Raw genomic sequence first — 25,491 nt, forward strand, 5'->3', positions numbered from 1 at the left:
GCTCGCGCCGCCACCGATGCGCAGGAAGCCCACTCCCGCCGGCCCCCAGGACAGCCCGTGACCACCGTCCGCAGCTCCACCTCCACCTCCACCTCGACCTCGGCTCCGACGAGCACCTCCACCACCCCGGACTCCCCTGGCCGCTTCGGCTCACTGGGGCCGGTCGGCCTGGTGCTGGCGGGCGGGATATCGGTCCAGTTCGGCGGGGCGCTCGCGGTGACGCTGATGCCCCGCGCGGGCGCGCTCGGCGTGGTGACGCTGCGCCTGGTCGCGGCGGCCCTGGTGCTGCTGGTGGTGTGCCGACCCCGGCTGCGCGGGCACTCCCGCGCCGACTGGGGCACGGTGATCGTCTTCGGCCTCACCATGGCCGGGATGAACGGCCTCTTCTACCAGTCGGTCGCCCGTATCCCGCTCGGCCTCGCGGTCACCCTCGAGGTCCTCGGCCCGCTGGCCCTCTCCGTCCTCGCCTCCCGCCGCGCCATCAACGCCGTGTGGGCGGCCGTCGCCCTGGCGGGCGTCTTCCTGCTCGGCGGCGGGGGCTTCAGCGACCTGGACCCGCTGGGCGTCGGCTTCGCGCTGTCGGCGGGCGTCATGTGGGCGGCGTACATCATCTTCAGCGCCCGTACGGGCCGCCGCTTCCCCCAGGCCGACGGGCTGGCCCTCGCCATGGGGGTGGCCGCGCTGGTCTTCCTCCCGCTGGGCGTCGTCGACGCGGGCGACCGTCTGCTGAACCCCACCACCATCGCCCTGGGTTCGGCGGTGGCCCTGCTCTCCTCGGTCCTGCCCTACACCCTGGAACTCCTCGCGCTGCGCCGCCTCCCCGCCCCCACCTTCGCCATCCTGATGAGCCTCGAACCGGCTGTCGCCGCCACCGCGGGCTTCTTCGTGCTGCACCAGTCCCTCTCCCTCACCGAGGCCGCCGCCATCGCCCTGGTCATCACGGCCAGCATCGGCGCGGTCCGCACCCAGACCCGGCGCGTACCGCCTCCCGCTCCGGAGGCGTAGACACGGCTCGGACCACCTACTCGGGCACCACCAGTCGCAGCGCCTCCCGTGTGTTGTGCTCCGCGATGCCCCGCATGGCGTCGCGGTGCGGGAAGTCGCCGTCCAGCAGGCGCAGGGGGCCCGCCACCAGGGAGAGGTGGAGGGCGAGGGTGTGGAGGGCCAGGCGGGCGGGGTCCAGCGACGGGCGGGCGAGCGGGGCGTAGTGGGGGCCGAAGCGGAGGCGCAGGAAGGCGTGTTCGTGTTCGGGGTCGAAGTGGGTGAGGCTCTCGATGTCGATCAGCACGGGGTGGGCGTCGGGGGTGAGGAGGACGTGGTCGGGGCCCAGTTCGCCGTGGACCAGGGAGTACGTCGTGCGGGGGGTCACCGCCGCGTGTAGGGCGTGCAGGCGGTCGGACAGGGCGGAGTGGGCCTCGCTGACGCGCGGGTCGCGGGCCGCGGCTTCGGTCAGGTCGCTCAGGGCTCGGGTCAGGGTCAGCGCCTCGCTGGTCGCCGAGGGGGTGCGGGCGGGGTGCGGGGCGGTGTGGGCCGCCATGCGGTCCAAGGTGAGGGACAGTTCCGTCAGGGCCTTCGCCGCTCGGGGCGGGTCGATGGTGAAGGTCCGCTCCAGGGTGTCGCCGGGGACGTCCTCCACCAGGGCCAGGTCGGCGGGCTCGGACACGTGGAGGAGGTGTGGGGTGCGGGCACCGGCCGCGTTCAGGGTGTGGTGCGCGGCCAGGAAGGGGGCCAGGCCGGACGCGGGGGTCAGGGGGTCTGTCGGCACACTCGGCCAGAAGTTCTCCTGTGGGGCCCAGCTATAGGCGATCACGGTCGGCGGGGCGCCCGTCCCGGTCAGGGCGAGCCGGTAGACCCCCTTCTTCGAGCCGCCGCGCAGGCGTTCCACGCCGGTGACCCGGCAGCCTGATCCCAGCCCCTCCCGCACCAGTCGCCGCAGTTCCGAGGGCTCCGTGAAGTCGCGCATCCGGCGAACCTAGCCGGAGGCGAAGGGCCGTCGGCAGTGAATTTCCGCCACCCCGCCCCGACAAATTAATGCAAGCACGCTTGATTGTTTCTTGCCTCGCTGTCATGCTCCTGCCCATGTCCGACCCGACGCCCGTCTTCGACGACCTGCGTGAGGAGAGCCGGGAACTCGACCTGCTCGTGGCCGAGTTGACCGAGCAGGAGTGGGCACGCGCGACGCCCGCTCCCCGCTGGAGCATCGCTCACCAGATCGCCCATCTGCACTGGACCGACCGCGCCGCCCTGCTCGCCATGAGCGACGAGGCGGCCTTCCGGAAGTTCGCCGAGCAGGCGCTCACCTCGCCCGACTCCTTCGTGGACGACGGTGCCGACGAAGGCGCCCGGCTCGCCCCCGCCGAACTGCTCACCCGCTGGCGGGACGGGCGGCAGCAGCTCGACCGCGCCCTGCGGGAGGCCGCCGCACGGCACACCCGGTTCCCGTGGTTCGGGCCACCCATGTCCGCCGCCTCCATGGCCACCGGCCGACTCATGGAGACCTGGGCCCACGGCCAGGATGTGGCCGACGCCCTGGGTGTGGTGCGCACACCTACCGACCGGCTCCGGCATGTGGTCCACATCGGTGTGCGGGCCCGGAACTTCGCCTTCGCGGTACGGGGACTGCCCGCGCCGGAGGAGGAGTTCCGCGTCGAGGTCCGGGCGCCCTGGGGCGAGCTGTGGACACACGGCCCGGAGGGCGCCCCGCAACGGGTCACCGGCCCCGCGGTCGACTTCTGCCTGCTCGTCACCCAGCGCGCCCACCGCGCCGACCTCGCGCTGACCGCCGAGGGCCCGGACGCCGACCGCTGGCTGGACATCGCCCAGGCGTTCGCGGGCCTGCCCGGCACCGGGCGCGAACCCAAGGCGGCCGCGCCCGAGGAGCCCGGACGGTGACCCCGCTGCGCGTCGGCAACTTCTCCGGCTTCTACGGCGACCGGGCGAGCGCCCTGCGCGAGATGCTCACCGGCGGCGAGGTCGACGTACTCACCGGGGACTATCTCGCCGAGCTGACCATGCTCATCCTCGGCCGCGACCGGCTGAAGGACCCCGGCGCCGGATACGCCCGCACCTTCGCGCGCCAGTTCGAGGACTGCCTCGGGCTCGCCCACGAGCGCGGGGTGCGGATCGTCACCAACGCGGGCGGGCTGAACCCGGCCGGACTCGCCGACAAAGTCCGGGAGTTGGCGGACCGGCTCGGCATACCCGTACGGGTCGCGCATGTCGAGGGCGACGACCTCACCGCCGCGTACCCCGGCACCCTGGCCGCCCACGCCTACCTCGGCGGCTTCGGCATCGCGGAGTGTCTGCGGGCCGGGGCGGACGTGGTGATCACCGGGCGGGTGACCGACGCCGCCCTCGTCACCGGGCCCGCCGCCGCGCACTTCGGGTGGGGGCCGGGGGACCACGACCAGCTCGCCGGGGCCGTCGTCGCCGGGCATCTGCTGGAGTGCGGGACCCAGGTCACTGGCGGCAACTACGCCTTCTTCCAGGACGGCGACGTACGCCGTCCCGGGTTTCCGCTCGCCGAGATCCATGCCGACGGCAGCAGTGTCGTCACCAAGCATCCTGGTACCGGCGGGTTCGTGGACACCGGTACCGTCACGGCCCAGTTGTTGTACGAGACCGGGGGTGCCCGGTACGCCGGGCCCGATGTCACCGCCCGGCTGGACACCGTACGGCTGCGCCAGGACGGGCCGGACCGGGTGCGGATCGACGGGGTGCGCGGTGAGGCGCCCCCGCCCACGCTCAAGGTCGGCCTCAACCGGCTCGGCGGCTTCCGCAACGAGGTCGCCTTCGTCCTCACCGGTCTCGACATCGAGGCCAAGGCGGGGCTGGTGCGGGAGCAGATGGACGCCGCGCTGGCCAAGGCGGCGCCGGAGGAGGTGCGGTGGGAGTTGGCCCGCACCGACCGGGCCGATGCGGACACGGAGGAGACGGCCAGTGCGTTGCTGCGGCTCGTCGTGCGGGACTCCGATCCCGAGGTGGTCGGGCGGGGGCTGAGCGGGGCCGCGATCGAGTTGGCGCTTGCCAGTTACCCCGGCTTCCATGTGCTGGCGCCACCGGGGAAGGGCGCGCCCTATGGGGTGTTCGACCATGTGGCCGTACCCCATGGTGCCGTCGACCATGTGGCCGTCCTCCACGATGGGCGTCGAATCGATGTGGGTGCGCCGCAGCAGACGCTCCCGCTCAGCGAGGTACCCGTACCCGAACTGCCCGAGCCCCTCCATGTGGGCCGCACCCGCCGCGCCCCCCTCGGTCATGTGGCCGGAGCCCGTAGCGGCGACAAGGGCGGCAACGCCAACGTCGGCGTCTGGGCCCGCTCCGCCGACGCCTGGCGCTGGCTCGCGCACGAGCTGACCGTCGAGCGGTTCCGGGAGCTGATCCCCGAGGCCCGCGACCTCCCGGTCACCCGGCACATCCTGCCCGACCTCCGCGCGCTGAACTTCGTCGTCACCGGCATCCTCGGCGCCGGTGTGGCCGCCCAGCACCGCTACGACCCCCAGGCCAAGGCCCTCGGCGAATGGCTCCGCTCCCGGCACGTGGACATCCCGGAGGAACTCCTGTGACCACCCCGCCCACACGGCCCTCCGGCACCCCCACCCCCCACCCCGGAGGCACCCCATGACCCTCCTCCCCACCACCCTCGACCCCACCGCACCCGACCACCTGGCCAACCGCGACACCATGCTCGCCAAGCTCGCCGACCTGGAGGCCGAGCACGCGAAAGCACTCGCGGGTGGCGGCGAGAAATATGTGGCCCGGCACCGTAAGCGGGGCAAGCTGCTCGCCCGTGAGCGGATCGAGTTGCTGGTCGACCCCGACACCCCGTTCCTCGAACTGTCCCCCCTCGCGGCCTGGGGCAGCGAGTACACCGTCGGCGCCTCCCTCGTCACCGGCATCGGGGTGGTCGAGGGAACCGAGTGCCTGATCACCGCCAATGACGCGACCGTGCGCGGCGGCGCGAGCAACCCGTGGAGCCTGAAGAAGGCGCTGCGGGCCAACGAGATCGCGCGGGCCAACCGGCTCCCCGTCATCAGCCTGGTCGAGTCCGGCGGAGCCGACCTCCCCTCGCAGAAGGAGATCTTCATCCCCGGCGGGGCGATCTTCCGGGACCTGACCCGGCTGTCGGCCGCGGGCATCCCGACCGTGGCCGTGGTGTTCGGCAACTCCACGGCGGGCGGCGCGTACGTCCCCGGCATGTCCGACCACGTGATCATGGTCAAGGAGCGCGCGAAGGTGTTCCTCGGCGGCCCGCCGCTGGTCAAGATGGCGACCGGTGAGGAGAGCGACGACGAGTCGCTGGGCGGCGCCGAGATGCACGCCCGTACCTCCGGCCTGGCCGACCACTTCGCGGTGGACGAGCGGGACGCGATCCGGCAGGCGCGCCGGGTGGTCGCGCGGCTCAACCACCGCAAGGCGTACGCCGATCCGGCCTTCGCCGAGCCGCCCAAGCACGACCCCGAGGAACTGCTCGGCATCGTCCCCGGCGACCTGCGCACCCCCTTCGACCCGCGCGAGGTCATCGCCCGCCTGGTCGACGGCTCCGACTTCGACGAGTTCAAGCCGCTGTACGGCACGAGCCTGGTCACCGGCTGGGCCGAGCTGCACGGCTATCCGGTCGGCATCCTGGCCAACGCGCGCGGGGTGCTGTTCAGCGAGGAGTCGCAGAAGGCGGCGCAGTTCATCCAGCTCGCCAACCAGCGCGACATCCCGCTGCTGTTCCTGCACAACACCACCGGCTACATGGTCGGCAAGGAGTACGAGCAGGGCGGCATCGTGAAGCACGGCTCGATGATGATCAACGCGGTCAGCAACTCCAAGGTGCCGCACCTCTCCGTCCTCATGGGCGCGTCCTACGGCGCCGGCCACTACGGCATGTGCGGCCGCGCCTACGACCCCCGCTTCCTCTTCGCCTGGCCCAGCGCCAAGTCGGCCGTCATGGGCCCGCAGCAGCTCGCGGGCGTGCTGTCGATCGTGGCCCGCCAGTCGGCCCTGGCCAAGGGACAGCCGTACGACGAGGAGGGCGACGCCGCCCTGCGCGCGATGGTCGAGGGGCAGATCGAGTCGGAGTCGCTGCCCATGTTCCTGTCCGGGCGGCTCTACGACGACGGCGTCATCGACCCCCGCGACACCCGAACCGTCCTCGGTATGTGCCTGTCCGCCATACACACCGCTCCCTACGAGGGCGCCCGTGGCGGCTTCGGCGTCTTCCGGATGTGAGGCCCATGATTTCCACCCTGCTCGTCGCCAACCGGGGCGAGATCGCCTGCCGTATCTTCCGCACCTGCGCCGACCTGGGCATACGTACCGTCGCCCTACACTCCGACGCGGATGAGGGTGCGCTGCACACACGTGTGGCCGACACAGCGGTCCGGCTGCCGGGTGCGGCGCCCGCCGAGACGTATCTGCGCGGCGACCTCATCGTGAAGGCCGCCCTCGCGGCCGGTGCGGACGCCGTGCACCCCGGCTACGGCTTCCTCTCCGAGAACGCCGACTTCGCCCGCGCCGTACGGGACGCCGGGCTCGTCTGGATCGGGCCGCCGCCCGAGGCGATCGAGGCGATGGCGTCCAAGACCCGCGCCAAGGAACTGATGGGCCTCGCCCCGCTGGACGCACAGAACGTCTCCGCGGCCGACCTGCCCGTCCTGGTCAAGGCGGCCGCGGGCGGCGGCGGACGCGGCATGCGCGTCGTACGCGACCTCGCCGCCCTGCCCGGCGCGCTGGAGGACGCTCGCGCGGAGGCGGCGAGCGCGTTCGGGGACGGCGAGGTGTTCGTGGAGCCGTACCTCGAGAACGGTCGCCACATCGAGGTGCAGGTCCTCGCCGACACCCACGGCACGGTGTGGATACTCGGCACCCGCGACTGCTCGCTCCAGCGCAGGCACCAGAAGGTGATCGAGGAGGCCCCGGCGCCCGGCCTGCCGCCCGCGCTCACCGAGCAGTTGTACGCGCTCGCCGAGCGGGCGACGCGTGCCGTGTCCTACGAGGGCGCGGGCACCGTGGAGTTCCTGGTGGCCGACGGCCGCGCCCACTTCCTGGAGATGAACACCCGGCTCCAGGTCGAACACCCCGTCACTGAGGCGGTGTTCGGCGTCGACCTGGTCGCCGAGCAGATCCGTGTCGCCGAGGGCCGCGCCCTCCCCACCGAGCAGCCGACCCCGCGCGGCCACGCCGTCGAGGCCCGGCTGTACGCGGAGGACCCGGCGCGCGGCTGGGCCCCGCAGACCGGCACCCTGCACCGCTTCACCGTGCCGGACGGCGTACGGCTGGACACCGGCTGCGCGGACGGCGACACCATCGGCGTGCACTACGACCCGATGCTCGCCAAGGTCATCGCGTACGCCCCCACCCGCACGGAAGCCGTCCGCAAGCTCTCCGGCGCCCTGGAACGCACCGCGCTGCACGGCCCGGTCACCAACCGCGACCTGCTGGTCCGCTCGCTCAGGCACCCCGAGTTCACCGAAGCCCGCATGGACACCGGCTTCTACGACCGCCACCTCACCCCCCTCACCGAGTCCGCCCTCGACCCCTACGCCCCGCTCGCCGCCGCCCTCGCCGATGCCCACGGCCGTTCCCGCTTCGGCGGCTGGCGCAACGTGCCCTCGGGCCCGCAGGTGAAGCGGTACGAGATGGCCGGGGAGGAGCACGAGGCCGCCTACCGCCACACCCGCACCGGCCTGGCGGCGGACGGCGTCCGCGTGGTCCACGCCGAACCACACCTCGTCGTCCTCGAAGTGGACGGCGTACGAAGGAAGTTCGACATCGCCCGCTACGGCGACCAGGTCCACGTGAACGCCACCACCCTCACCGCCCTGCCCCGCTTCCCCGACCCCACCACCGAACACGCCCCCGGCTCCCTCCTGGCCCCCATGCCCGGCACGGTCGTCCGCCTGGCGGAGGGCCTCACCGAGGGCACCGAGGTGCAGGCAGGCCAGCCCCTGATCTGGCTGGAGGCGATGAAGATGGAACACCGCATCACGGCCCCCACGGACGGCACCCTCACCGCCCTCCCGACGGCAGTGGGCCGCCAGGTGGAGATGGGCGCCCTCTTGGCAGTCGTCGAGTCGAAGTAACCCAGGGGCGCGGGGAACTGCGCGAGCAACCACCGATCAGCCGCACCCGAAGGAGCAAAAGATGACCACCCTCATCGAGTCCGAAGAACACCAGGCCCTCCGCAAAGCAGTCTCCGCCCTAGGCAAACGCTACGGCCGCGACTACATCACCCGAGTGATAGCCGAGAGCCGCTACCCCACCGAACTCTGGCAAGAAGCAGCCAAGTTGGGATACCTCGGCGTCAACCTCCCGGAGGAATACGGCGGCGGAGGCGGCGGCATAGCCGAACTCTCCATCGTCCTCGAAGAGCTGGGCGCATCCGGAGCCCCCCTCCTCATGCTCGTCGTCTCCCCGGCCATCTGCGGCACAGTGATCGCCCGCTTCGGCACCGAGGAGCAGAAGCGCACCTGGCTCCCCGGACTCGCCGACGGCACCAAGCTGATGGCGTTCGGCATCACCGAGCCCGACGCCGGTTCCAACTCGCACCGCATCACCACGACCGCCCGTCGGGACGGCGACGACTGGCTGCTCACCGGCCGGAAGGTCTTCATCTCCGGGGTGGACCACGCCGACGCCGTCCTGATCGTCGGCCGCACCGAGGACGCCCGTACCGGCAAGCTCAAGCCCTGCCTGTTCATCGTCCCGCGCGACGCCGAGGGCTTCTCCCGCAGCCCCGTCGACATGGAGTTCAGCGCCGCGGAGAAGCAGTGGGAGCTGGTGCTGGACGACGTACGGCTACCCGCCGAAGCCCTGGTGGGTGACGAGGACGCCGGGCTGCTCCAGCTGTTCGCCGGGCTGAACCCGGAGCGCGTCATGACGGCCGCGTTCGCCATCGGGATGGGCCGGTACGCCGTCGGCAAGGCGCTGGAGTACGCCCGTGAGCGCACCGTCTGGAAGACCCCGATCGGCGCCCACCAGGCCATCGCGCACCCCCTCGCGCAGGCCCACATCGACCTGGAACTGGCCAAGTTGATGATGCAGAAGGCGGCCCTCCTCTACGACGCCGGGGACGACATCGGCGCGGGCGAGGCGGCCAACATGGCGAAGTACGCGGCGGGGGAGGCGTGCGTACGGGCCGTCGACCAGGCCGTGCACACCCTCGGCGGCAACGGCCTGACCCGCGAGTTCGGGCTCGCCTCACTGATCATCGGCGCGCGGGTGGCCCGGATCGCCCCGGTGAGCCGGGAGATGATCCTCAACTACGTCTCCCACCAGACCCTCGGCCTGCCCAAGTCCTACTAGAGCGACCGCCGTTCGGAGGAACCATGTTCCACAGCCCGTACGCCGAGGTCCCACCGGTCGAAGAGCCCATCCACGACGCCGTCCTGGGCGGAGCCGCCGCCCACGGGGACCGACCCGCGCTGATCGACGGCGTGGACGGCACCACCGTCACCTACGCCCAACTCGACTTCCTCCACCGGAGACTGAGCGCCGCCCTCGCGGAGGCCGGGGTGCGCAAGGGTGACGTACTCGCCCTGCACAGCCCCAACACCATCGCGTTCCCGCTCGCCTTCTACGCGGCCACCCGTGCGGGCGCGACCGTCACCACCGCGCACCCGCTGCACACCCCGGAGGAGCTGGCCAAGCAGCTCGCGGACAGCTCGGCCCGCTGGCTGATCACCGTCTCCCCGCTGCTGCCGACGGCCCGAAGAGCCGCCGAACTCGCGGGCGGGGTACGGGAGATCTTCGTCTGCGACCAGGCGCCCGGCCACCGCTCGCTGACCGAGCTGCTCGCCACCACCGCCCCCGCGCCGGACGTCACGGTCGACCCCGCCGAGGACGTCGCCGTGCTGCCGTACTCCTCCGGGACCACCGGCACCCCCAAGGGCGTGATGCTCACCCACCGGCAGATCGCCACCAACCTCGCCCAACTGGAGCCCGCCATCACGGTGGAGCCCGGTGAGCGCATCCTCGCAATACTCCCGTTTTTCCACATTTACGGTTTGACGGCACTGATGAACGCGCCCCTGCGCAAGGGCGCCACCGTGGTCGTGCTGCCCCGCTTCGAGCTGGACACCTTCCTCGCGGCGATCGAGACCCACCGCATCACCGGCCTGTACGTCGCTCCGCCGATCGTGCTCGCCCTCGCCAAGCACCCCTCGGTCGCCCGGTACGACCTCTCCTCGCTGAAGTACGTACTCAGTGCCGCCGCCCCGCTGGACGCGACCCTCGCCGCGGCCTGCGCCGACCGGCTCGGGCTGCCGCCGCTGGGGCAGGCGTACGGCATGACGGAGCTGTCGCCCGGCACCCATGTCGTCCCGCTCGCCCAGCTGCGTGCGGCGCCACCCGGCACGGTCGGCAGGCTGATCGCCGGGACCGAGATGCGGATCGTCTCCCTGGACGACCCCGGCAAGGACCTCGGGCCCGGCGAGCGGGGCGAGATCCTCATCCGGGGTCCGCAGATCATGAAGGGCTACCTGGGCCGCCCCGACGCCACCACCGCGCTGATCGACGCAGACGGCTGGCTGCACACCGGAGACGTCGGCCAAGTGGACTACGACGGCTGGCTGTTCGTGGTGGACCGGGTGAAGGAACTCATCAAGTACAAGGGGTTCCAGGTGGCCCCCGCGGAACTGGAGGCCCTGCTGCTCACCCATCCCGGCATCGCGGACGCGGCCGTCATCGGCGTCGTCAACGACGAGGGCAACGAGGCCCCGCACGCCTTCGTCGTCCGCCAGCCCACCGCGCCCGAACTCAGCGCCAACGAAGTGATGCTGTACGTGGGCGAGCGCGTCGCACCGTACAAACGGGTGCGCGGCGTCACCTTCACGGACGGCGTCCCCCGTGCCGCGTCCGGCAAGATCCTGCGCCGGGAGCTGCGCCCATGACCCTCGTCGGACGCACCCGCGACCGTGCCGTGGAGACCCTCAGCCTGGACTCCCCGGACACCCGCAACGCCCTCTCCGCACCGCTGGTCGCCGAACTCGCCGAGGCTCTGGCCGACTGTGGCAAAGACCCCGGTGTCCGGGCGGTCGTGCTCACCCACACCGGCAACACCTTCTGCGCCGGGGCCGACCTGCGCGATCCGCCCCACCCGGACGCCCTGGTGGGCCTGTTGCGGCAGCTGGTGGAGCTGCCCAAGCCGGTGATCGCCCGGATCACCGGGCACGTCCGCGCGGGAGGGCTCGGGCTGGTCGGCGCCTGCGACATCGCGGCCTCCTCGGCCGAGGGCACGTTCGCCTTCACCGAGGTCCGCATCGGGGTCGCCCCGGCCGTGATCTCCCTGCCGCTGCTCCCGCGCGCCGACCCGCGCGAGCTGGCCCGCTACTACCTCACCGGCGAGCGGTTCGGCCCGGCCGAGGCGGTACGGCTCGGCCTGCTCACGCTCACCGGCGACGACGTGGACGAGGCCCTCGCCCCGGTCCTGGACGGCCTGCGCCGCTCCTCGCCCGAGGCCCTCGCCGCGACGAAGAACCTGCTCACGGCTAGGGTGCTGGAGACGTTCGACCGGGACGCGGCCCAGCTGACCGCGCTCTCGGCCCGGCTGTTCTCCGCCCCCGATGCCAGGGAGGGGATGACGGCCTTCCTGGAAAGACGGGATGCGGCATGGGTGGTGTGAGTACGGCGGAACGCGACCGCGTACCCAAGCAGGACCGCAGCCGGGCCACCCGGCTGCGGCTGCTGGAGGCCGCCGTGGCCTGCCTCGCCGAACACGGCTGGGCGGGCTCCACGGTCTCGGTCGTCGCCGAGCGCGCGGGCGTCTCGCGGGGCGCGGCCCAGCACCACTTCCCCACCCGCGAGGACCTGTTCACCGCCGCCGTCGAGTACGTCGCCGAACGCCGCTCCAGCGCCCTGCGCGACCTCTTCCCGGACGGCCCCGGCGACCGCCCCGCCGTGGTCTCCGCCCTGGTCGGCCTGTACACCGGCCCGCTCTTCCGGGCCGCGCTCCAGCTGTGGGTGGCCGCCGCCAACGAGGAGCAGCTGCGCGGCCGGGTAACCGAGCTGGAGGCCCGCGTCGGCCGCGAGAGCCACCGGATCGCCGTCGAGCTGCTCGGCGCCGACGAGTCCCGGCCCGGTGTGCGCGAGTGCGTGCAGGGGCTGCTCGACATGGCCCGCGGCCTCGGCCTCGCCACCCTGCTCACCGACGACACCGCCCGCCGCGAGCGGGTCGTGGCCCAGTGGGCGGCCTTGCTGGACGACGCCCTCGACTGAAGCCGGTGATCCAGGTCACACGCGAAATCGAAGGCCCGCAGTACTCTGGGCCCATGCTTCCGATGCTCGTCCGACGCCGCCACGTGGACTACGTGCGCGTCACGAGCATGGGCTGTCGGCGCTCCGCCTGATCCAGCCCCCTCTTTCTCGAGTCTCTCGAGTTCTCTCTCTTCGTCCGGCACCAGGGGGCCGCCACACCCCTCGCGGCTGCCCGTGCCCCGTACACCTCGCGGACGCACCATGACGACTCATGCGACGGACCCGTCGTACGCCCAGCTCCCGATCATCGACCTCTCGGCCGCCGACCGCGGCCCGGAGGAGCGGGCCCTCTTCCACGCCCGGCTGCACAGTGCCGCCCATGACGTGGGCTTCTTCCAGCTCACCGGGCACGGCGTGACCCAGGCCGAGACCGACGCCCTGACCTCCGCCATGCGGGCCTTCTTCGCGCTGCCCGAGGCCGACCGGCTCGCCCTGGACAACGTCAACTCCCCTCACTTCAGGGGCTACACCCGTACCGGCGACGAGCGCACCGGCGGCTCCCGCGACTGGCGCGACCAGCTCGACATCGGCGCCGAGCGCCCGGCCCGCGTGCCCGGCCCCGGCGAGCCGCCGTACTGGTGGCTGCAGGGCCCCAACCAGTGGCCCGCCGCCCTGCCCGAGCTGCGCACCGCCGCGCTCGCCTGGGTCGAGAAGCTCAGCGCGGTCGCCCAGCGCCTGCTGCGCGAACTGCTCACCGCCATCGGCGCCCCGGCCGGTTTCTACGACCCGGTCTTCGGCGCCCACGCCCACCCGCACCTCAAGCTGGTCCGCTACCCCGGCAGCGCGGGCGACGGCACCGACCAGGGCGTCGGCGCCCACAAGGACTACGGCTTCCTCACCCTGCTCCTCCAGGACACGGTCGGCGGCCTCCAGGTCCAGCGCGCCGACGGCAACTTCCACGAAGTCCCGCCCCTGGACGGCGCGTTCGTGGTCAACCTCGGCGAACTCCTGGAGGTCGCCACGAACGGCTACCTGGTGGCGACCAACCACCGCGTGGTGAGCCCACCCGCAGCCACGGAACGCTTCTCGGTCCCCTTCTTCTACAACCCGAGCCTGGACGCGAAAATAGCCCCGGTGCCTTTCCCGCACGCGGAGAAGGCCCGAGGCGTATCGACGGACCCGTCGAACCCACTTTTCGCGGAATACGGCTACAACGAGTTGAAAGGCAAGCTCCGCGCCCACCCGCTGGTAGCGGAAAGACACCACGCGAATCTACTGACGCCCGCGTAGAAGCCTTTTTGCTTTTAGGGGCGCGGGGAACTGCGCGACCAGCCCCAACGGCGGGTCAGCCGCCCCCGCGCCCCAACCACCCCACTCAATGGGCGATATTCTCAAACCCGGAAATATCAGAAGGCTTCCGAGTCCCAGGCCCCACATACTCCGCAGAAGGCCGCACCAAGCGACCGGTCCGCTTCTGCTCAAGAATATGCGCCGACCACCCAGCAGTACGCGCACACGTGAACATGGACGTGAACATGTGCGAGGGAACTTCAGCGAAGTCGAGCATAATTGCCGCCCAGAACTCCACGTTAGTGGCCAGCACACGATCCGGCCGCCGATTGTGCAATTCCTCCAGCGCCGCCTTCTCCAACGCCTCGGCGATCTCGAACCGCGGCGCCCCCAGCTCACGCGCCGTCCGCCGCAGCACCCGCGCCCGAGGGTCCTCGGCCCGGTACACCCGGTGCCCGAACCCCATCAGCCGCTCACCCCGGTCCAGCGCCTTCTTCACGTACCCGACGGCGTCACCCGTGCGCTCGATCTCCTCGATCATGCCGAGCACACGCGAGGGGGCGCCGCCGTGCAGCGGCCCGGACATCGCGCCCACCGCCCCCGACAGCGCGGCAGCGACATCCGCGCCGGTGGAGGCGATCACCCGCGCGGTGAAGGTGGAGGCGTTCATGCCGTGCTCGGCGGCGGAGGTCCAGTACGCGTCGACGGCCGCGACATGCTTCGGGTCGGGCTCCCCGCGCCAGCGGATCATGAACCGCTCGACGACCGTGCGGGCCTTGTCGATCTCCCGCTGCGGCACCATCGGCAGCCCCTGGCCGCGCGCGGACTGGGCGACGTAGGACAGGGCCATGACGGCGGCGCGGGCGAGGTCGTCGCGGGCCTGCTCGGCGTCGATGTCCAGCAGCGGCCTGAGGCCCCACACCGGTGCCAGCATGGCGAGCGCGGACTGCACGTCCACCCGGATGTCACCGGAGTGCACGGGGATCGGGAACGGCTCGGCGGCGGGCAGGCCCGGCGCGAAGGCGCCGTCCACCAGCAGCCCCCACACGTTCCCGAAGGAGACGTGCCCGACGAGGTCCTCGATGTCGACGCCCCGGTAGCGGAGCGACCCGCCCTCCTTGTCCGGTTCGGCGATCTCGGTCTCGAAAGCGACGACTCCCTCTAGTCCGGGTACGAACGCGGACATAAGGCGGCTCCTCGGTCTGGGTCGGTGGCGGTCATCACCGGTACTGCCCCACACGCCCGGGGGTCACCCGTGACGGGAGGCGGGAACAGCACGATAGCCCTGAGTGCCACTCTTGGGGAGCCCCTGCGGCACTCAGTGCCACGTTCGTGCGATGCGGCAGGATGACCGCGTGACCGATCGCGATCTCACCCCGAAGCCCGACCCGGCCGTGGACCCCGCGTTCATGCGCGAGCAGTACCGGGCGCACGGTCTCGACCGGGAGGCTCTCGCCGCGCACCCGATGGACCAGTTCGCCCACTGGTTCCAGGACGCCGCCCGCGCCGCCGTCTTGGGCACGCTCTACGAACCCAACGCCATGGTCGTCTCCACCGTCGACCCCACCGGCCGCCCCAGCTCCCGCACGGTCCTGATGAAGGGCTACGACGCCGACGGCTTCGTCTTCTACACCAACTACGGCTCCCGCAAGGCCCGCGACCTCGCCGGGGACCCGTACATCTCGCTGCTCTTCCCCTGGCACCCCATCGCCCGTCAGGTGATCGTCGGCGGGGTCGCCCGGCGCACCAGCCGCGAGGAGACCGCCGCCTACTTCCGCAGCCGCCCGCACGGCTCGCAGCTCGGCGCCTGGGCCAGCGCCCAGTCCACGGTGATCGGCTCGCGCGAGGTCCTGGACGACGCCTACGCGGAACTCGCCGCCCGCTACCCCGAGGGCGAGGAGGTGCCGGTGCCGGAGAACTGGGGCGGGTTCCGGGTCGCGCCGGAGACGGTGGAGTTCTGGCAGGGCCGGGAGAACAGGCTGCACGACCGGCTTCGGTACACCGCCACCCCGGACGGCTCCTGGACGACCGAACGGCTGAGCCCTTAAGAGGGCAACCGCCTTAAGACGGCGACAGCCCGTAAACACGGAACGACCCGCGAGTTCTGGTTCCTCCGCCGTGCGGCGGGGGAGCCGGCCGGACGGTACCGGCGAACTCGCGGGTCGGGTGACTGCTGGGATTGGGCCGGCCGCACGCTTGGATCACGCGCCGGTCCGGCACCGCACTCGGTGTGGTGACGGGCCGCTAGCCCGCAGCCACCTCACGCGTCCGGTTTCCATACATCTGCCGAACCACCTCCCTTCCGTGTACCGCCAGCCTAAAAAACGGGGCACCCGCGGTTCAAGTGATTTTCACCGGCGCAATCTGGCGGAACCGGGTGTGGGCTGGGTCACGGTCGAGTTGAATGACCATCGACGCCGTCAGCCGGACGGATCGTGCAAGGGGGACCAGGTGAGTGCTTCCCGGCGCAGTGGGACCACCGACGAGCTGGGACCGGAGGAACCGGGCGGCGCCGACCTGCTCAACGCCCTGCTGGACGGCATGGACGCCGCCCTGTGCGCCTTCGACGCCGACGGCACCGTCACCCACTGGAACCGTGAGGCGACCCGCATCCTGGGCTGGAGCGCCGCCGAGGCGGTCGGCCGCCCCGGCTTCGCGGGCTGGGCGGTGCGCAGCGCCGACGACGCGGAGGTGCGCGAGCGGCTGCGGTCCGCGATGCGCGCCCCCGGCCGTCAGGTCCACGAGTTCGCCCTCGTCACCAAGGACGGCCGCCGGGTCCTCGTCCGTACCCAAACGGCCGCCGTACGGGGGCCGGACGGCCGCCCTGCGGGCCTGTACTGCGCCTTCAGCGAGGTGCACACCCAGATCGACCTGGAGCGGTCCATCGCGCTGAGCGAGGCCCTGTTCGAGGACGCGTCCTGGGGCGTCGTCCTCATCGACGCCGACCTGCGCCCGGCCGTCGTCAACGCGCACGCCGCCCGCGCCCTGGGCGTCGGCCGCACCGGCGCGCTCGGGCGGCCGCTCGGCGAACTCCTCGCACAGGGCACGGAGGAACTGGAGAGCGCGCTCACCCATGTGCTGGCCGAGGGCGCCCCGCCCGGCCCGGTCGAGCTGTGGCTGACCGTGCGTACGGCGGAGGGGGAGCGGCGGCGCTGCTGGCGCAGCGGGTTCGTACGGCTGGCCTCGCCACTGGGCCAGGAGCCGGTGCCGCTCGGGGTGGGCTGGCTCTTCCAGGACGTCACCGAGGCCCGGCAGGGCGAGCGGGAGGCGTCCCTGCTGCGGTTCCGCGCCAACCAGCTGCACCGCGCGGCCCGCGCCGCCGCCGAGTGCGAGGACCCCGCTGAAGCGGCCGTCGTCCACCTGGAGTTCGCCCTCGCCGGGTTCGCCGACCACGCCCTGCTGGACCGGCTGACCGACACGCGCGGGGAGACCGTACGGCTGGAGCGGCTCGCCGCCACGCCCGCCGGGACACCGGGCGCCGACGCGCTCACCGGCCTGCCCGTGCGCTACGCCCCGGACCACCCGGCACCCCGGTGCGCCGAGCGCGGCGGCACCGTACGCGCCGACGTGGGGGGCGTGGCGCCCGGGCGGGCGAGGGAGTGGGCTCGCACCCGGCACTGGCCCGCCGACACCGCGCACGCGCTGTGCACCCCGCTGCGCAGCCGGGGCCGGACCCTGGGCGTGCTGACCTTCCTGCGCGGGCCGTCCCGCGACGGCTTCGACCGCTCGGACACGACGTACGGGGAAGAGGTGGCGGCCCGCATCGCCGCCGCGCTCGACCTGGCGGACGCGGTACGGGGGACCAAGCAGGTGTGAACCGCCGACGGCGACAGAAGAACGGGGGCCGGGCGGGTGTCCTCAGTGGTGGTAGAAGATCCGGTCGCCGTACTTCTCCATGATCCGGGCGTTCCACTCGTGCCCGCCGTCCACGTTCCCCGACCGCAGCAGCGGGGGCTCGACGCCCCGGTCGGCCAGGGTGGCGGCGGCCGTCGCCAGCACGGACTGCATCAGCGCCGAGGTGACCACCGTGGAGGCGGGCGCGAAGGGCGCCTGGACGGTGTCCAGGGTCAGCTCCGCGTCCCCGACCGCGATCTTGGAGTCCAGTACGACGTCGCAGTGGTCCTTCAGGAACGTGCCCGAGGAGTGCCGGGAAGCGGTCTCGGTGGCGTAGGCGACCGAGGTGACGCCGATGACCTTGATGCCGAGGGCGCGCGCGTGCTGGGCCATCTCCACCGGCAGGGCGTTGCGGCCGGACAGGGAAATGATCACCAGGGCGTCGCCGTCGCGCAGCGGCGAGCTGTCCAGCACGGCGGAGGCGAGGCCGTCGACGCGCTCCAGGGCGGAGCCGAGGACGGCCGGGGTGACGTCGACGCCGACCACGCCGGGCACGGCGAGCAGGTTCATCAGGGCGAGGCCGCCCGCGCGGTAGACGACGTCCTGGGCGGCGAGCGAGGAGTGCCCGGCGCCGAAGGCGAAGAGCCGTCCGCCCGACTCGACCGTGTCCGCGAGCAGGGTCCCGGCGGCGGCGATGGCCCCGCTCTCCTCCGCGCGCACCCGCCGCAGCAGGCCGATCGCGGCGTCGAGGAACAGGTCGGCCGGCGTGCCGTCACTCATGCGGTGCCCCTTCGCGCCTCGGTGTCGCGGATCACCGTGCGGTCTGGACCAGCGCGGTGTCAATACGGCCCGCGGTTCCCGGCCGAAGGCGGCTGGTTCCCGCTGTTTCCCCGGCGAGGCACGATTGTCGGTGGTATCCGGCAGAATTGATTCTGGGCCAGCGCACGCGCCGGGAGCGGTGAGCTTTTCGGCAGAGGTAATCGAGGGGCACGTATGTCCGGACTGATCGACACCACGGAGATGTATCTCCGCACCATCCTCGAACTGGAAGAGGAAGGCGTCGTCCCCATGCGCGCCCGCATCGCGGAACGGCTCGACCAGAGCGGGCCGACCGTCAGCCAGACGGTGGCGCGCATGGAGCGGGACGGACTGGTGTCCGTGGCCAGCGACCGTCACCTGGAGCTGACCGAGGAGGGCCGCAGGCTGGCCACGCGCGTGATGCGCAAGCACCGGCTCGCCGAGTGTCTGCTCGTGGACGTGATCGGGCTGGAGTGGGAGCAGGTGCACGCGGAGGCGTGCCGCTGGGAGCACGTCATGAGCGAGGCGGTGGAGCGCCGCGTGCTGGAACTGCTGCGCCACCCCACCGAATCGCCGTACGGCAACCCGATCCCGGGTCTGGAGGAGCTGGGCGAGAAGGACGGCGCCGATCCGTTCCTCGACGAGGGCATGGTCTCGCTCGCGGAGCTGGACCCGGGCTCGGACGGCAAGACGGTCGTGGTGCGCCGGATCGGGGAGCCGATCCAGACGGACGCCCAGCTGATGTACACGCTGCGGCGGGCGGGCGTGCAGCCCGGCTCGGTGGTGAGCGTGACCGAGTCGGCGGGTGGCGTGCTGGTGGGCAGCGGCGGCGAGGCGGCCGAGCTGGCCTCCGACGTCGCGTCCCACGTGTTCGTCGCCAAGCGCTGAACGGAGAAGGCCCTGACGCCGCCGCGGCGCCAGGGCCTCGCCTCCCCGGTACCGACCCGGAGCCCCGAGCTCCCAGGGTCGGTCCCCACGGACCGTTTTTCCCCGAGCGGTCCGCCCCCCACGCCAGAGAAGATCCCCTTGGCGGTGGCGATCATTCCTCTTCCGGTGTCACTCGAACGAGGGGTGTTGGCGGAGCGAACGCCCGTGTCGAATGAGTTTTCGATAATCTGCGACGGCAGCACCAGGGCGACAGCACGACAGCGACAGCGGCGGTACAACGGTACGAAGCAGGCGGAGCTGGGGGGTGCCAGGTCTATGGCACGGCGTATCGAGGTCACAGGGGCGGGCGGGGTGCGGCTGGCCGCGTGGGAGTTCGCGGAGCCGCCCAAGGAGGAGGCCGGGCCCGGCGTGCTCCTCCTCCACGGCCTGATGGGGCGCGCCGCGCACTGGGCGCCCACCGTCCGGGGTCTCGCCGGGCGGCACCGCGCGCTCGCGCTCGACCAGCGCGGGCACGGCCAGAGCACCCAGCCCCCGGAGGCGGCCTGCACCCGCGAGGCGTACGTCGAGGACGCCGAGGCCGCGCTGGAACAGCTCGCCCTCGCCCCCGCGGTCCTCGTCGGCCACGCGATGGGCGCGCTCACCGCCTGGCAGCTGGCCGCCCGCCGTCCGGACCTGGTGCGGGGCCTCGTCATCTGCGACATGCGGGCCTCCGCGCTGGGCGCCGCCTCGCAGGCCGAGTGGGCCGACTGGTTCCGCTCCTGGCCGCTGCCGTTCGCCACCCTCGCCGACGTCCGGCGCTGGTTCGCCGAGGACGACCCCCGCCTGGAGCGCCCCGACCCCGCGCGCGGTGCCTTCTACGCCGAGGTCATGCACGAGTCCGCCGACGGCTGGCGCCCCCTCTTCGACCCCGACCGCATGCTCCGCACCCGCGAGTCCTGGGTCCACGACGCCCACTGGGACGAACTCACCCAGGTCCGCTGCCCCACCCTCGTCGTCCGCGGCCTCGACGGCGAACTCGGCCGCGCCGAGGCCCAGGAAATGGTCCGCGTCCTCCCCGACGGCCACTACGCCGAGATCCCCGACGCGGGCCACGTCCCCCACTACGACCAGCCGGGCGCCTGGCAGGGGGTGCTGGACCAGTTCCTGGGCGAGCTGGGGACACCCTGAGGGGAACCGCTGGTCAGGAGCCCTGTCAGACTCCTCCGCATGGAGATATCCGATGTCCTGGCCCGGATGGTGAAGACGGGGCGGCTCGGCCCGGTGTTCGTCGGAGCCGACTGGCACGACGTGACTGAGGCCCTGGGCGAGCCGTGGCTCATGCTCACCGGACGCCGGAGGTGGAGGTGGCCGAGGCTCTATGGCCACGGGGACCTCGAAATGAGCGTCTGCCGCTGCCGCAAGGTCTCCCTCGTCTCCCTCCAGACCGGGCGGGAAGTCGTCCAACTCTCCCCGGCCCTCACCGGGGGGACCGGCACCTTCCCGGCAGGGCCCGGGTACGCGGACGTCGTGGCCGCCCTGGACCGGGCCGACTGCCCCTGGGAGCCGTACGCTTCGCTGGCCTTCGCCGACCAGTGCACACTCGTGGCGACCCCGTCCGGAGCGCACCTCACCTTCGAGATCCCCGAGGGTGAGGAACCAGTACTGAACTGCGTGGACCTGCTCGGCGACGGCCACGTCTGCCCACAGCCGGACGCCGGCCAAAGCGGCGCCGCCTAGCCCTTGCTCACCGCCGTGAGGATCTCCGGGAGTCGGGCCGCTGTCTTCGGGGCTGCCAGGTGGAGGCCGGTCAGGGCCAGGGTGGCTCCGTAGGCCAGGCCGATGGGGAGCAGGAGCCAGGACCAGCCCGGGGCCTGGTCGCTGACGTTCAGCCAGATCGTTGCCGCGATGACCGGGGAACAGAGCAGGGCGGCCGCGACCATGCCGCCGAAGATGGAGATCCAGGCGAGGCCCGCCTGACCGGGCGCCACGTTCTTGTGGCCCTCCTGCGGTATCGAGTACGGGGAGCGGGCCGAGGTCCAGGCGCCGGTGGCGAGCATGGCGCCCAGCAGCGCCAGGGAGAGGCCCAGTACCTCGGGGAGGCGGGACCAGTCGCCCAGCAGCGCGGTGGTGACCACGGTGACGAGGGTGGCGTACGGCAGCGTGATCAGCAGCAGGGCCAGCGCCCGGCCGCGCAGCTCGGCGTAGGCGTCGCGCGGGGAGGAGATGGTCATGGCCACCATCCAGAACGCGGAGCTGTCCTGCCCGAACTGGTTGTACATCTGGATGCCGAGCATCCCGGAGGCGAAGCACGCGAAGTACAGCGAACCGGTGCCCTGGATCGCGTTGAACACCGGCACGATCAGGCCGATCGCCAGCGAGGTCACCCACGCCGCCTTGGTCTTCGGATCGCGCCAGATGTAGCGCAGGGTCCGCTCCATCACCGCGCCCGTACGCCCGGTCGGCAGCAGCCGGGCCAGTCCGGCCGAGGCACGGTCGCGGCCGCGGTCGTCGGCCACCTGGAGCGTGGAGCCGTCCGGCGAAGTCATCAGCCGGGTCAGGTTCCGCGCCCACCCGCCGATCAGCAGCACCAGAAGCAGCACGCACAGCGCGAGTTGGGCCAGCGCCGTGCCGTACGCCCCCTCGCTCGCCGAGCGGACCGCGCCCAGCGCCGAGGCGGGCGGCACCCAGGCCAGCACGTCCGCGACCGGCCGCAGCTGACCGAGCCCGCCCGAACCGAGCTGCTGCGCGCCGAAGTTGACCAGCTGGGCGCCGATGGCGACGACCAGCCCGCTCAGCACCGCGAGGTCGCGGCCCTTGCGGCTGGTCAGCAGGCGGACGTTGGCCGCGGCGACCGCCCGCGCCAGCGCCACGCAGGTCAGCAGCGCCAGGGCGACTCCGACGACCGCGAAGGCCCAGCCCGCGCCGTGCGCCAGGGACAGCCCGCAGCCCGCCAGCACCAGCAGCGTGAACGCCGGTCCGATGCCGACCAGCGAGGCCACCAGCAGCCCGCGTACCAGCGGCTGGGGGCGCAGGGGCAGCATCACCAGCCGGGTCGGGTCCAGCGTCTCGTCGCCGCCGGGGAAGAACAGCGGCATCACCGCCCAGCCCAGCGCCAGCACCGCGACCCCGGGCACGGCGACGGACTCCGGGTGGGACTGGAAGCGCAGGGCGACGAAGCCGAGCAGTTGCAGCACCGCGAACAGCAGGGTGAGCAGCGCCGAGGCGACGAACGCGGCCCGTCGGCCGGTGGACTGCCGCAGCCCGTTGCGCAGCAGGGACAGCTTCAGCCGGACCAGTACCGAGGTCACCGAAGGGTGCGTCGCGGTCGTCATCGGACCGCCCCGCCGCCGAGCCAGTCCAGATCGGACCCGGCGTCCCGGCCGCTCGCGCCCACCAGCTCCAGGAACGCGGCCTGGAGGGTCGGATGCTCCCCGCGCACCTCGGCCAGCGTCCCGGTCGCCCGGATGCGCCCGGCGGCCAGCACCGCGACCCAGTCGCACAGCGACTCCACCAGCTCCATCACGTGCGAGGAGAACACCACGGTCGCGCCGGACGCGGTGTACCGCTCCAGCACGCCCCGGATGGTCTGCGCGGAGACCGGGTCGACGCCCTCGAACGGCTCGTCCAGGAACAGCACTTCGGGGTTGTGCAGCAGGGCGGCGGCGAGCCCGATCTTCTTGCGCATCCCGGTCGAGTAGTCGACGACGAGCTTGTGCTGCGACCCGGCGAGGTCCAGCACGTCCAGCAGCTGGGTCGCCCGCTTGTCCACCTCGGCGCCCGGCAGCCCGCGCAACCGGCCGCTGTAGGCCAGCAGTTCACGCCCGGACAGGCGCTCGAACAGCCGCAGCCCCTCCGGCAGCACCCCGATCCGGGACTTCACCGCCACCGGGTCCTGCCACACGTCGTGCCCGACGATCTCGACGGACCCCTGATCGGGCCGGAGCAGGCCGGTCACCATCGACAGGGTGGTCGTCTTGCCTGCCCCGTTCGGGCCCACCAGCCCGATGAACTTCCCGGCCGGCAGATCGAGATCGACACCACCGACCGCGACATGCTGTCCGAACTGCTTCCAGAGTCCCCGTACCCGCACCGCTGCCTCTGTCATGACGGAAACCCTACGGTGGCGGCCCTGTCCGGGGCACCCGTGCGGCGGAACCCCCGGCTCCGGGTGCGGCTCAGAAGTCCCGGCCGCAGGCGTACGCGAGCGGCGGGACCACTTCCTCCGCGTCCGGCAGCCACCGGTTGGCGGGCGTGGGACGGCACGCCCACTGCACCGCGCCCCGCGTGCCCACCCGGGTCGGCGGCGCGGCCACGTACCGCCCCGCGCCCAGCGGCACCAGGTCCTGGGCGAACGTCGTCCAGCCCAGCTGCCGCACCAGTTCCGGTGTCTTCGCCGCGCCGCCCGGCAGTACGAAGAACTGCATCCGGCGGTCCGGGGTGAGCGTCACCGGGCCGATGTTCAGCTCCATGCGCCGCATCCGGGCCAGCGCCAGGAACCCGGCGCTCTCGGGGACGGACAGCGCGTCGAAGGTGCGGCCCGTCGGCAGCAGGATCGACGCGCCGGGCTGCGCCTGCCACATCTGCCGGACGACCTCCGTGCTGCCGGTCGCGCGCGTCGCCCAGTCGGGGCGCGTGGGGTGTGCGCCCGGCGCGGGGCAGACGGTGTCGCCGCAGGAGCAGTACCGCACCCCGCCGAAGTCCTCCAGCCAGCTGCCCGCCAGCACGTCCCAGTGCCGCTCCTCGGCGTAGGCAACGGCGGCCTCCAGCAGCGGTTCCCCGCGCTGGGGCGGAATCCGGGCCGTCTCCGGGCCCGCGGTCGTCTCGTCCACGCTCCACTCAACTCCCGCACCCACCTGGAGTTACGGCCCGGCCGCGCGCCGGGGCGGCACACCGGTCCGGCGGCCGGGGCGCATGGGAGCACGGGCGGGGGCGCGTGGGGGGAACCCGTGGGCGGCGCGGGTAACCAGGAAGGGCACGGGGCGCGCGAGGAGACGGCTTTACCCCGGCAAACCGCACAAGTCGCGCATTGACGCTATGTCGACTGGGAAGTGATCTGCAGACCGGAACGACCAGTGATCTTCACGCTCCAGGGGTTCGCAGGGGGTAGCGCATGGCCGCGAGGCCGCTAGTGGCGAGGCAGCCGAATGAACGGCTGCAGGCACTCATCCAGGAAGCGGGGTGCTCGAACGCGGGGCTGGCCCGGCGCGTCAACATGTGCGGCGCCGAGCACGGACTCGATCTGCGCTACGACAAGACGTCCGTGGCCCGCTGGCTGCGCGGCCAGCAGCCGCGCGGGCGCGCCCCCGCCATCATCGCGGAGGCGCTCGGCCGCAAGCTCGGCCGTACGGTCACGATCGACGAGATCGGCATGGCCAACGGCAAGAACCTCGCCTCCGGCGTGGGCCTGCAGTTCTCGCCGACGGTGCTGGGCGCCATCGAGCAGGTCTGCGAGCTGTGGCGCAGCGACGTGGGGCGGCGGGACTTCCTGACCGGCTCCTCGGTCGCCGCCTCCGCGCTGGTCGAGCCCAGCCGGGACTGGCTGATCTCGGCGCCGGACGCCCAGGTGGCCCGGCAGGCGGGCCCGCGCGTGGGCCAGGCCGACGTGGCGGCGGTGCGCTCGATGACCCAGGCGCTGGTCGACCTCGACCACCAGTACGGCAGCGGGCATGTCCGCCCGGTCGTCGTGCACTACCTCAACAGCGTGGTCTCCGGGCTGCTCGCGGGCTCGTACCGGGAGGCGGTCGGCCGTGAACTCTTCGCCGCCGTCGCCCGGTTGACCGAGCTGGCCGGGTACATGGCGGTGGACACCGGCCAACCGGGCCTGGCCCAGCGGTACTACATCCAGTCGCTGCGCCTGGCGCAGGCGGCCGGGGACCGGGCCTACGGCGGCTATGTACTGGCCGCCTCCATGAGCCACCTGGCCGCCGAACTCGGAAACCCGCGCGAGATCGCCCAGTTGGCGCGCGCCGCGCAGGAGGGTGCCCGGGGCCGGGTCACCCCGCGCGCGGAGTCGATGTTCCACGCGGCCGAGGCGCGCGGGCACGCCGTACTGGGCGATGTGCGGGCCGCGCAGGCGTCGGCCGGGCGGGCCATCTCGGCGCTGGAGCGGGCCGACGCGGCCGACGGCGACGACCCGGTGTGGATCGCCCACTTCGACGAGGCGTATCTCGCCGACGAGTTGGCGCACTGCCACCGCGACCTGGGGCAGGCCGAGGCCGCCGCCAGATACGCCCGGCAGGCGCTGGAGCGGCACCCCGCCTCCCGTGCCCGGCGCCGGGCCATCGGCTATGTGCTCCTCGCCACGGCCCAGGTGCAGCAGCGGGAGATCGAGCAGGCGTGCGGCACCGGCATGAAGGCGGTGGAACTGCTGGAGACACTCCGCTCCGAGCGGGGCGCCGAGTATCTGGAGGACCTCCAGCAGCGGTTGCAGCCCTTCCGGGACGAGGCGGTGGTGCGGGAGTTCGGGGCGCGGCTCGACGTCCGGCAGGCGGCCTGAGGAGGGGCCCTGAGGAGGGCGTC

The 25,491-nt window shown here is 72.6% G+C and carries 22 protein-coding genes; 16 read left to right on the forward strand and 6 right to left on the reverse strand.

Annotation, left to right across the window (positions count from 1 at the left end; translation table 11 throughout):
- Positions 1–57: 57 nt before the first annotated feature.
- Entirely contained in the window at positions 58–1,005 is a 948-nt protein-coding gene (locus tag ACI2LY_RS26680; RefSeq protein WP_404709364.1) for an EamA family transporter, read from the forward strand.
- 16 nt (positions 1,006–1,021) lie between these two features.
- Here ACI2LY_RS26680 and ACI2LY_RS26685 read toward each other — a convergent pair whose 3' ends face one another.
- Positions 1,022–1,963: an aminoglycoside phosphotransferase family protein gene (locus tag ACI2LY_RS26685; RefSeq protein ID WP_404709365.1), complete on the reverse strand. Its 942-nt coding sequence runs from the start codon at positions 1,961–1,963 to the stop codon at positions 1,022–1,024.
- Between the two features lie 116 nt (positions 1,964–2,079).
- Here ACI2LY_RS26685 and ACI2LY_RS26690 point away from each other — a divergent pair, with 116 nt between their 5' ends.
- The 9 genes from ACI2LY_RS26690 to ACI2LY_RS26730 all read left to right on the forward strand — a co-directional run bounded on the left by ACI2LY_RS26690 (position 2,080) and on the right by ACI2LY_RS26730 (position 13,473).
- Complete coding sequence (locus tag ACI2LY_RS26690) at positions 2,080–2,892, forward strand: TIGR03084 family metal-binding protein (RefSeq protein ID WP_404709366.1); 813 nt, start codon at positions 2,080–2,082, stop codon at positions 2,890–2,892.
- The gene (locus tag ACI2LY_RS26695; protein ID WP_404709367.1) at positions 2,889–4,565 is read left to right on the forward strand and encodes an acyclic terpene utilization AtuA family protein; all 1,677 of its coding nucleotides are present in this window, start codon (positions 2,889–2,891) and stop codon (positions 4,563–4,565) included. Before ACI2LY_RS26690 ends, ACI2LY_RS26695 begins: the two co-directional genes overlap by 4 nt.
- Before the next feature lie 55 nt (positions 4,566–4,620).
- Positions 4,621–6,219 carry an acyl-CoA carboxylase subunit beta gene (locus ACI2LY_RS26700; protein WP_404709368.1) on the forward strand — a complete coding sequence of 533 codons (1,599 nt, stop codon included), beginning with the start codon at positions 4,621–4,623 and terminating at the stop codon, positions 6,217–6,219.
- 5 nt (positions 6,220–6,224) lie between these two features.
- Entirely contained in the window at positions 6,225–8,072 is a 1,848-nt protein-coding gene (locus tag ACI2LY_RS26705) for a biotin carboxylase N-terminal domain-containing protein (RefSeq protein WP_404709369.1), read from the forward strand.
- Positions 8,073–8,133: 61 nt separating this feature from the next.
- A complete protein-coding gene (locus ACI2LY_RS26710; RefSeq protein WP_404709370.1) occupies positions 8,134–9,294 on the forward strand; it encodes an acyl-CoA dehydrogenase family protein in 1,161 nt (386 codons plus the stop codon).
- A 23-nt stretch (positions 9,295–9,317) separates the two neighbouring features.
- Entirely contained in the window at positions 9,318–10,880 is a 1,563-nt protein-coding gene (locus tag ACI2LY_RS26715) for a 4-coumarate--CoA ligase family protein (RefSeq protein ID WP_404709371.1), read from the forward strand.
- Entirely contained in the window at positions 10,877–11,611 is a 735-nt protein-coding gene (locus ACI2LY_RS26720; RefSeq protein WP_404709372.1) for an enoyl-CoA hydratase family protein, read from the forward strand. The genes ACI2LY_RS26715 and ACI2LY_RS26720 overlap by 4 nt, the downstream gene beginning before the upstream one ends.
- The gene (locus ACI2LY_RS26725; RefSeq protein WP_389005040.1) at positions 11,599–12,204 is read left to right on the forward strand and encodes a TetR/AcrR family transcriptional regulator; all 606 of its coding nucleotides are present in this window, start codon (positions 11,599–11,601) and stop codon (positions 12,202–12,204) included. The genes ACI2LY_RS26720 and ACI2LY_RS26725 overlap by 13 nt, the downstream gene beginning before the upstream one ends.
- Positions 12,205–12,444: 240 nt before the next feature.
- Complete coding sequence (locus ACI2LY_RS26730; RefSeq protein WP_404709373.1) at positions 12,445–13,473, forward strand: isopenicillin N synthase family dioxygenase; 1,029 nt, start codon at positions 12,445–12,447, stop codon at positions 13,471–13,473.
- Positions 13,474–13,558: 85 nt separating this feature from the next.
- On the opposite strand, the gene ACI2LY_RS26735 is transcribed toward ACI2LY_RS26730, so the two are convergent.
- Positions 13,559–14,659, reverse strand: coding sequence for a citrate synthase 2 (locus ACI2LY_RS26735; RefSeq protein ID WP_135787766.1), 1,101 nt, complete (start codon positions 14,657–14,659; stop codon positions 13,559–13,561).
- 151 nt (positions 14,660–14,810) lie between these two features.
- On the opposite strand from ACI2LY_RS26735, the gene pdxH reads away from it, so the two are divergent.
- Positions 14,811–15,521 carry a pyridoxamine 5'-phosphate oxidase gene (pdxH, locus tag ACI2LY_RS26740; protein WP_404709374.1) on the forward strand — a complete coding sequence of 237 codons (711 nt, stop codon included), beginning with the start codon at positions 14,811–14,813 and terminating at the stop codon, positions 15,519–15,521.
- 403 nt (positions 15,522–15,924) lie between these two features.
- Positions 15,925–17,289, forward strand: a complete 1,365-nt coding sequence (locus ACI2LY_RS26745) for a PAS domain-containing protein (RefSeq protein WP_404709375.1) — start codon at positions 15,925–15,927, stop codon at positions 17,287–17,289.
- Positions 17,290–17,331: 42 nt separating this feature from the next.
- Here the strand turns inward: ACI2LY_RS26745 and ACI2LY_RS26750 are convergent, their stop codons facing one another.
- Complete coding sequence (locus ACI2LY_RS26750) at positions 17,332–18,087, reverse strand: SIS domain-containing protein (protein ID WP_404709376.1); 756 nt, start codon at positions 18,085–18,087, stop codon at positions 17,332–17,334.
- Positions 18,088–18,300: 213 nt separating this feature from the next.
- On the opposite strand from ACI2LY_RS26750, the gene ACI2LY_RS26755 reads away from it, so the two are divergent.
- From ACI2LY_RS26755 to ACI2LY_RS26765, 3 genes are all read left to right on the forward strand, one after another.
- Positions 18,301–18,993, forward strand: coding sequence for a metal-dependent transcriptional regulator (locus tag ACI2LY_RS26755; protein ID WP_389005034.1), 693 nt, complete (start codon positions 18,301–18,303; stop codon positions 18,991–18,993).
- Positions 18,994–19,308: 315 nt separating this feature from the next.
- Complete coding sequence (locus ACI2LY_RS26760; protein ID WP_404709377.1) at positions 19,309–20,160, forward strand: alpha/beta fold hydrolase; 852 nt, start codon at positions 19,309–19,311, stop codon at positions 20,158–20,160.
- Positions 20,161–20,199: 39 nt separating this feature from the next.
- On the forward strand, positions 20,200–20,709 hold the full coding sequence (locus ACI2LY_RS26765; protein ID WP_404709378.1) for a hypothetical protein: 510 nt from the start codon (positions 20,200–20,202) through the stop codon (positions 20,707–20,709).
- Here the strand turns inward: ACI2LY_RS26765 and ACI2LY_RS26770 are convergent.
- From ACI2LY_RS26770 to ACI2LY_RS26780, 3 genes are all read right to left on the reverse strand, one after another.
- Entirely contained in the window at positions 20,706–22,304 is a 1,599-nt protein-coding gene (locus tag ACI2LY_RS26770) for a transporter (protein WP_404709379.1), read from the reverse strand. The two genes, ACI2LY_RS26765 and ACI2LY_RS26770, sit on opposite strands and share 4 nt — an antisense overlap.
- Entirely contained in the window at positions 22,301–23,077 is a 777-nt protein-coding gene (locus ACI2LY_RS26775; protein ID WP_031184110.1) for an ABC transporter ATP-binding protein, read from the reverse strand. Before ACI2LY_RS26775 ends, ACI2LY_RS26770 begins: the two co-directional genes overlap by 4 nt.
- A 70-nt stretch (positions 23,078–23,147) precedes the next feature.
- The gene (locus ACI2LY_RS26780) at positions 23,148–23,801 is read right to left on the reverse strand and encodes a bifunctional DNA primase/polymerase (protein WP_404709380.1); all 654 of its coding nucleotides are present in this window, start codon (positions 23,799–23,801) and stop codon (positions 23,148–23,150) included.
- A gap of 281 nt (positions 23,802–24,082) precedes the next feature.
- Here ACI2LY_RS26780 and ACI2LY_RS26785 point away from each other — a divergent pair, with 281 nt between their 5' ends.
- Complete coding sequence (locus ACI2LY_RS26785) at positions 24,083–25,468, forward strand: transcriptional regulator (protein WP_393914044.1); 1,386 nt, start codon at positions 24,083–24,085, stop codon at positions 25,466–25,468.
- The last annotated feature ends 23 nt before the right edge of the window (positions 25,469–25,491 follow it).

Source organism: Streptomyces sp. NPDC002176, assembly GCF_044903645.1.
Classification (GTDB): Bacteria; Actinomycetota; Actinomycetes; order Streptomycetales; family Streptomycetaceae; genus Streptomyces.